4 protein-coding genes and 1 pseudogene are annotated in these 6,482 nt (G+C 68.6%); 2 read left to right on the top strand and 3 right to left on the bottom strand.

Annotated features, from left to right (window positions below; translation table 11 throughout):
* The 3 genes and pseudogenes from AB0M73_RS41915 to AB0M73_RS41905 form a co-directional block, all read right to left on the bottom strand.
* Window positions 1-222: pseudogene (locus AB0M73_RS41915) on the bottom strand (chitinase); the annotation flags it as partial.
* Between the two features lie 205 nt (window positions 223-427).
* Window positions 428-1,756, bottom strand: coding sequence for a glycoside hydrolase family 27 protein (locus tag AB0M73_RS41910; RefSeq protein ID WP_363903876.1), 1,329 nt, complete (start codon window positions 1,754-1,756; stop codon window positions 428-430).
* A gap of 110 nt (window positions 1,757-1,866) precedes the next feature.
* On the bottom strand, window positions 1,867-2,316 hold the full coding sequence (locus AB0M73_RS41905; RefSeq protein ID WP_363903873.1) for an Lrp/AsnC family transcriptional regulator: 450 nt from the start codon (window positions 2,314-2,316) through the stop codon (window positions 1,867-1,869).
* 106 nt (window positions 2,317-2,422) lie between these two features.
* Here AB0M73_RS41905 and AB0M73_RS41900 point away from each other — a divergent pair, with 106 nt between their 5' ends.
* Both AB0M73_RS41900 and AB0M73_RS41895 read left to right on the top strand, forming a co-directional pair.
* Entirely contained in the window at window positions 2,423-3,898 is a 1,476-nt protein-coding gene (locus AB0M73_RS41900) for a pyridoxal-dependent decarboxylase (protein ID WP_363903870.1), read from the top strand.
* A gap of 184 nt (window positions 3,899-4,082) precedes the next feature.
* Window positions 4,083-6,482, top strand: coding sequence for an alpha-L-rhamnosidase C-terminal domain-containing protein (locus AB0M73_RS41895; RefSeq protein ID WP_363903868.1), 2,400 nt, complete (start codon window positions 4,083-4,085; stop codon window positions 6,480-6,482).

The raw sequence follows: 6,482 nt of genomic DNA, 5'->3' as shown, positions 1-6,482 counted from the left end.
GGTCGCGGCCATCACGACGGTCGGGTCGGGCGGGTTGTTGCTGACCGGCATGAGGTACGGCGCCGAGGCGTACCAGTTGTTGGACAGGGCGTTCGGGGCCAGCGCGGCGGCGGAAGCGGCCGGCTGGACCTGAGCCGTGCTGGCGTTGGCGGCTACAGCCGCGGCGACGCCCGCCACGGCGACCGCTGCCAACGCGGTCGCGGCGAGTTTGGCTCGCTGCATATGTCCTCCTCGTCGAAGGCACTGCACGTTCGTCTTTCGCCGGGCCCGGTGTTCAGAAATGTGGACTAGACCATTGAAGGTGTCAAGGCTTTGGCCTAGACCAATAGGCAGACTGTGAGGTGACTACTCCGTTCGGCCCCCGCCGTTGGTCGCAAAACGGAACGGGGCCCGCCGAATGCGGGCCCCGTGGTATTGCCTTTGTATCTCAGAGCCATACCGTCAACAGGCGCGATGCGTGCGGCGCGAGCGTGGCCGAGAAGCTGTCGCGGGCCACGCCGAGATTCCTGTGCGTCCAGACGTCTCGGACGAAGGCACTGTGCCGATGGGGTGCTAGATCGGTCCAGTTGGCGGTCACGGTGGCCGGCGCGTCGCCGAGGTTGAACAGGGCGACGGTGTAGCTGCCGTTGTGGTTGTCGCTCACCCAGACCTGCTGCTTGGTCGCCTGCGAGAGCGGGTGCGCGACCCGGCCGGCCTGGTCGACCGCGATCACCTCGTCATTGGTGATCATCTTGACGTCGTCGGGCACCAGCTTGGTCAGGTCGGTGCCCAGCAGCAGCGGCGAGGCCTCGATCGCCCACAGCGTCATCACCGACTGCTTCTCGTCCGTGCTGAGACCGTCGGTCGCGCCGTTGCCGATCTCCAGCGAGTCCAGGTCGTTCCAGTGGCCCGGTCCCGCGAACGGCACCCACTTCGGCGCGTCGTCCCAGCGCAGCGAGGCCCGCACGCCCCAGTTGGTCAGGCCGACACAATGTGAGTAGCACTCGATATCGCCCTCGATGCGCCAGCCGTTGCTGTACTTCTGCCACACCGCCGCGTTCTCGAAGCTCAGTGAGTTCGACAGCTCCAGGTGGATCGGCCGGTGGGTGGCGTCCAGCGCCTTGCGCCACTGCTGCACGTCCGTGCGGTTGTCCGTCGGTACGCGGCCGCCGCCCGGGCCGACGAAGTCCATCTTGATGTAGTCAACCCCCCAGGACGCCAACAGATCGGCCTGCGACTGCACGTAGGCCGCCGCCCCCGGCTTGCTGAAGTCCAGCTTGCCCGCGCCGTCGGCCGCCGTGTTGCCCGGCTGTGTCGGGTCGATGACATCCTGTATGTGGTACGGAGTTCCCTTGATCGGCGAGTTCGCCGCCACCGCCGCCTTCGGCACGCCCGGCACCATGTAGATGCCGAACTTCAGGTCGAGGCCGTGCACGTACTTCGCCACCGCCGGAATCCCGTCGGGGAACTTCGTGGTGTCCCAGGCGTTCCGGCCGTACTGGTCCACGCCGGCCGTCCAGCCCGCGTCGATGTTGACGTACTGGTAGCCGTGTTTCTGCAGCACGTCGTGCTGGACCTTGGCTTGCGCCTCGATGATCGCTTCCGAGATGTTTCCGTGCAGCGAGCTCCAGCTGCTCCACCCCATCGGCGGGGTTCTGGAGATCGTCGGGTGGTGCCCCCGGTCCTCGGAGGTCTGCGGTTGTGCCATCGCCGGCCCGCCCGTCGCGAGCAGTGCCGCCGCGGTGAGCAGGGCAGCGCCGATCCGCCACCTGGTCATGCGTTGCTCCTTCGTCGAAGGTGCCCGGCGGCGGACGGGTCATCGGGTGAATCCTCGCCCTTTCTGCTTGTTTCGGCAAGATGTAGACGGTTACATCCGATGTGTGGCGGTCACGGCGTCGCGCCGCGGCTCTTGATCACCCGCATGGTGAACTGCGAGATGGCCCGAGCGACGCCGGGCAGGCCGGTCAACCGGGTCATGTAGAGCTTTTCGTAGGCGGCCAGGTCTTTGACCCCGACCCAGAGCAGGTAGTCGGGTTGGCCGAACATGCGCCGGCACTCCAGCACCGCCTCGATCCGCACGACCTCGGCCTCGAACGCCTCGATCGTCGACCGCGACTGGTTGGCCATCTCGATGTGCACCAGCACGCTGAAGCCCTGGCCGAGCGCGATCGGGTCCACGGTCGCGTGATAGCCGGTGATCACGCCGTGGCTCTCCAGGATGCGCACCCGCCGCAGGCACGGGGACGGCGACAGTCCGACCCGGTCGGCCAGTTCGGTGTTGGCCAGCCGCCCGTCCGCCTGAAGCTCGGCGATGATCGCTCGGTCGATCTTGTCCATGGTGAATCATGCTAAGAACGAGGCCATTCGTGAGCAACTTTGGCATCCTATGCCGCCTCTTATTGGCTAATTTGACCAGGGAAGCCGATCGATCGAGGTGATTTCCATGCCCACGAACACCGTGGTCACTCCCGTGCTCGCGCTCACGCCCGAGGATCGGGCCCGCGCCGGTGAACTGCTGCTCACGCTGCTCGACGACTACGAGCGGGGCCTGCCGACCGCGCCGCTCGTCCCGGAGTTCGACGAGGAGGCGCTGACGGATCTGTTGTCCGCGCCCATTTCCCGTGAGGGCATCGGCGTCGAGGGGGTGTTCGCCGAGATCAAGAACAAGATCATTCCCAATTCCACGGCGCTGGCCAGCCCCCGGTTCCTGGCCTACGTGTCGGGCCCGCCCAACGGAATCGCGCCGTACGCGGAGGCGATCGCCGCGGCCCTCAACCAGAACTGCAACTTCTGGCAGCTCGGGCCGGCGGCCAGCGTGGTCGAGCGGGCGGTGCTCCGGTGGCTGGCCGAACTCGTCGGCTATCCGCCGGACGCGGGCGGCATTCTCACCGGCGGCGGATCGATCGCCACGCTCAACGCCCTGGTCACCGCTCTCAACGCCGTCGACCCAGACTTCCGGGCCAACGGTCTGCAGGCTCGATCGGCCCCCGCGGTCGTCTACACCTCGACCGAGGCGCATCGCAGCGTCGACAAGGCCGCGGCGATCCTGGGCATCGGCCTCGACCACGTCCGGCACATCCCGGTCGACGACCAGCACCGCACGCGGGTCGACGCGCTGGCCGAGGCGATCGCGGCCGACCGACAGGCCGGGCTGGCGCCGTTCTGCGTGGTCGCCACCTCGGGCACGGTCACCACCGGCTCGGTGGATCCGCTCAACGCCATCGCCGACCTGTGCGAGCGCGAAGAGCTGTGGCTGCACGTGGATGGGGCCTACGGTGCGCTGTTCCGCCTCGGCACGACCACCCGTGACCTGCTGGACGGAATCGAGCGCGCGGACTCGATCACCTTGGACCCGCACAAGATGCTGTTCGCCTCGCTGGAGGCCGGGTGCCTGCTGGTGCGGGACCGCAAGCGATTGCGCGACGCGTTCGCCTTCAACTCGTCCTACCTGACCATCGCCGAGCATCCCGTGATGGTCGACTTCATGGACTACGGCCCGCAGCTGTCCCGCGGCTTCAAGGCGTTGAAGGTGTGGACCGCCTTGCAGGCCTTCGGAACCGATGCCTTCCGTGCCGCCGTGGACCAGACGTTGGAGCTCGCCCAGCACCTCGCCGAGCGCGTCCGCCGCGCCGAGGAGTTGGAGCTCATGGCCCCGGTTCCGCTGACGGCCGTGTGCATCCGCCTTCGTGGCGCCACTGACACCGACCACACGGAGATCCTGGCCCAGCTGGCCCGTGAGGGCACCGCGCTGCTCGGACCGGCCAATGTCAACGGCCGCATGGGAATCCGCGCGTGCGTCACCAACTACCGCACTCGCCGTGAGGACATCGACCTGGTGGTCGACCGGCTGTGCGAGCTGGCCAGGTCCGTCGAGTCAGGCCGCCAGGGCCGTCCGCAGCAACAACTCGCTGGCAGCTGACCAAGTGGCGCTGGGCAGGCTGCCGTGGCGGAATCCTCGCCTTTCTTTTTCGGCAAAATGTAGACGGTTACATCCACTGTGTAGGCGCATCGGTTGGGGCAGCTAGATGACGTGATCACTTGACAGCACGCCTAGGCTGGCGCTGATTCGTGAAACGATTCAACTCGGAATCGGGAGCCCCTGCATGCGAGCCCGAAACACGAAGTCGCACCGCCTCGAGTTATCCCTGATCGCCGCCCTGGTCCTGGTGGCGAGCCTGACCCCGACGGCGACCGCCGCCCCGTCCTGGCGGCAGTACGTCGTCGGACCGACCAGCCGGGACGTCCACCCGGTGCGCGTGCTGTCCGCCACCGGCGACGTCACCAATCCCGACGGTCTGCTCGGCGCCGGCGTCACCACACTGCGCCGGCCCGGTCCCCCGGCACGGGCCGCCTGGCCGTCCGGCACGACGGCCAGCGCCTCCAGTTCGCACGCCCCCAACAACGGCAACGACGGCCGGCCCCGCACCTACGACGCCGCCAACGCCATCGACGGCAGCACCGACACGTTCTGGAACGACGACACCCTCGCCGCCTACCCGGACGTGCTGACCCTGACCACGCCCTCGGCCGTCACCGAATCCGGCATCACGATGCAGTTCAACGCCGACGGCGTGCCGCAGGACTTCACCGTGCAGGACGCGGACGGCGCCACGCTGGCCACCGTCACCGGGAACACCCGGCTCCAGCTGGCGGTCCGTTTCGAGCAACCGGCGACGACGACCCGGTTCCGCATCACCATCACCCGGGACCAGTCCACCGGCAAAGGCGAGTTCACCCGCGTCAACGAGGTCTGGCCGGGCCTGGTCGCCGACCCCGTCGCGCCGTCGGTGGTGGTGGACTTCGGCAAGGTGGTCGTCGGCTATCCGAAGCTGGCCTTCGCCGGAGCTTCGGCCAACCACCCGGGCCTGCGACTGGCGTTCTCCGAGAGCACGCAGTACCTGGGCGACCGGTCCGACTTCACCCGCTCCGACTTCGCCGGCGGACCCGGCACCGACCAACACGCCGTGCCGACCGGGGCCAGCACCTGGACGGACACCGCGGGCTGCCTGGCCGACGGCAAGGTCTGCGCCGACGGCCTGCACGGCTTCCGCTACGTCAAGATCACCCTCGACGCGCTGCCCGGCGACGCCCCCGACGCCCAACCCAGCGGCGAGGTCGGCATATCCGGCGTCTCGCTGGACTTCACCGGCTTCATCGGCGACTACACCGGCTGGTTCGAGTCGTCCGACACGCAGCTCAACCAGTACTGGTACGACGCCGCGTACACCAACGAGCTGGTGATCGACACCTTCCGGCCGACCGACATCGAGCCGCGCGGCGCCGACAGTCCGACCCTGGACGGCAAGCTGGTCCTGCACGACGGGGCCAAGCGTGACCGTGACCCGTACGTTGGCGACATCGCGGTGTCCGGCCGCACCACCTACCTCACCCACGACGCCGCCGTCGCCGCCCGCAACGTGCTCGCCGACCTGGCCGACCACCAGCGGGCCGACGGCTGGATCCCGCCGGCCTCGATCAACGGCTACACCCTCCCGCTGTTCGACTATCCACTGTGGTGGGTCACCGCGAGCTGGGACTACGTGCTCTACACCGGCGACACCGGCTACGGCGCCCAGTACTACGCCAGGGTGGCCAAGCTGTTGGACGGCTGGTACCCGTCGGTCACCGACTCGCGCGGCCTGCTGTCCCGCCCCGCCGGCTACGGCGACTACGCGTTCCTGCCCCGCGACGGCGAGGTCACGTACTACAACGCCCTCTACGTGCAGGCGCTGAAGGATGCCGCCCAGTTGGCGAAGTCGTTGGGGCACAACGCCGACGTCACACGGTGGCAGCAGCGGGCGGCCGCCGTGTCGGCGGCGGTCAACGCCACCGCCTGGGACGGCTCCGCCTATGTCGACGCGGCGGGCACGTCCCGGCACGGCCAGGACGGCAACGGCATCGCCATCGTCGCCGGTGTCGCCGACGCCGGCCGGGCCACGACGGCGTTGAACTACCTGGCCGCCCACACGGCACTGCCGTACGGGAACTCGTTCATGGACGACAACACGCTCGTGCCCGACGGCTCGCAGCGGGTGTACGCCTTCACCTCGTACCCGGAGATCGAGGCCAGATTCCTGGCCGGACAGGCGAATTCGGCCATCGACGAGATCAAGCGCCTGTACGGCTGGATGGCCGGCCACGACCCCGGCCACACCGACTGGGAGGGCATCGGAGCCGGCGGCTCGCTCTACGAGGGCGCCTACACCTCGGCCGCGCACGGCTGGTCCACCGGCGTGCTGCCGGCCCTGACCAACGACTTGCTCGGGGCGACGCCGACCAGTCCCGGCTTCGCCACGTGGACCGTCGCACCGCATCCCGGTTCCGTGTCATGGGCTCGCGGCCAGCTGCCCACGCCACACGGGCCGCTGTCCGTCAGTTGGCAGCAGGGCAACGGATCGATCACCTTGACCGTCACCGCGCCGCCCGGCACCAAGGGCACCGTGCAGCTCGCCGGCCGCACCTTCACGGTCGGCGGCGGCAGCCACACCCTCACCGTCCGATGA

Source organism: Kutzneria sp. NPDC051319 (genome assembly GCF_040682195.1).
Classification (GTDB): Bacteria; Actinomycetota; Actinomycetes; order Mycobacteriales; family Pseudonocardiaceae; genus Kutzneria.
Note: the sequence above shows the minus strand (reverse complement) of the source record. Positions and strands in the feature narration are given on the sequence as shown.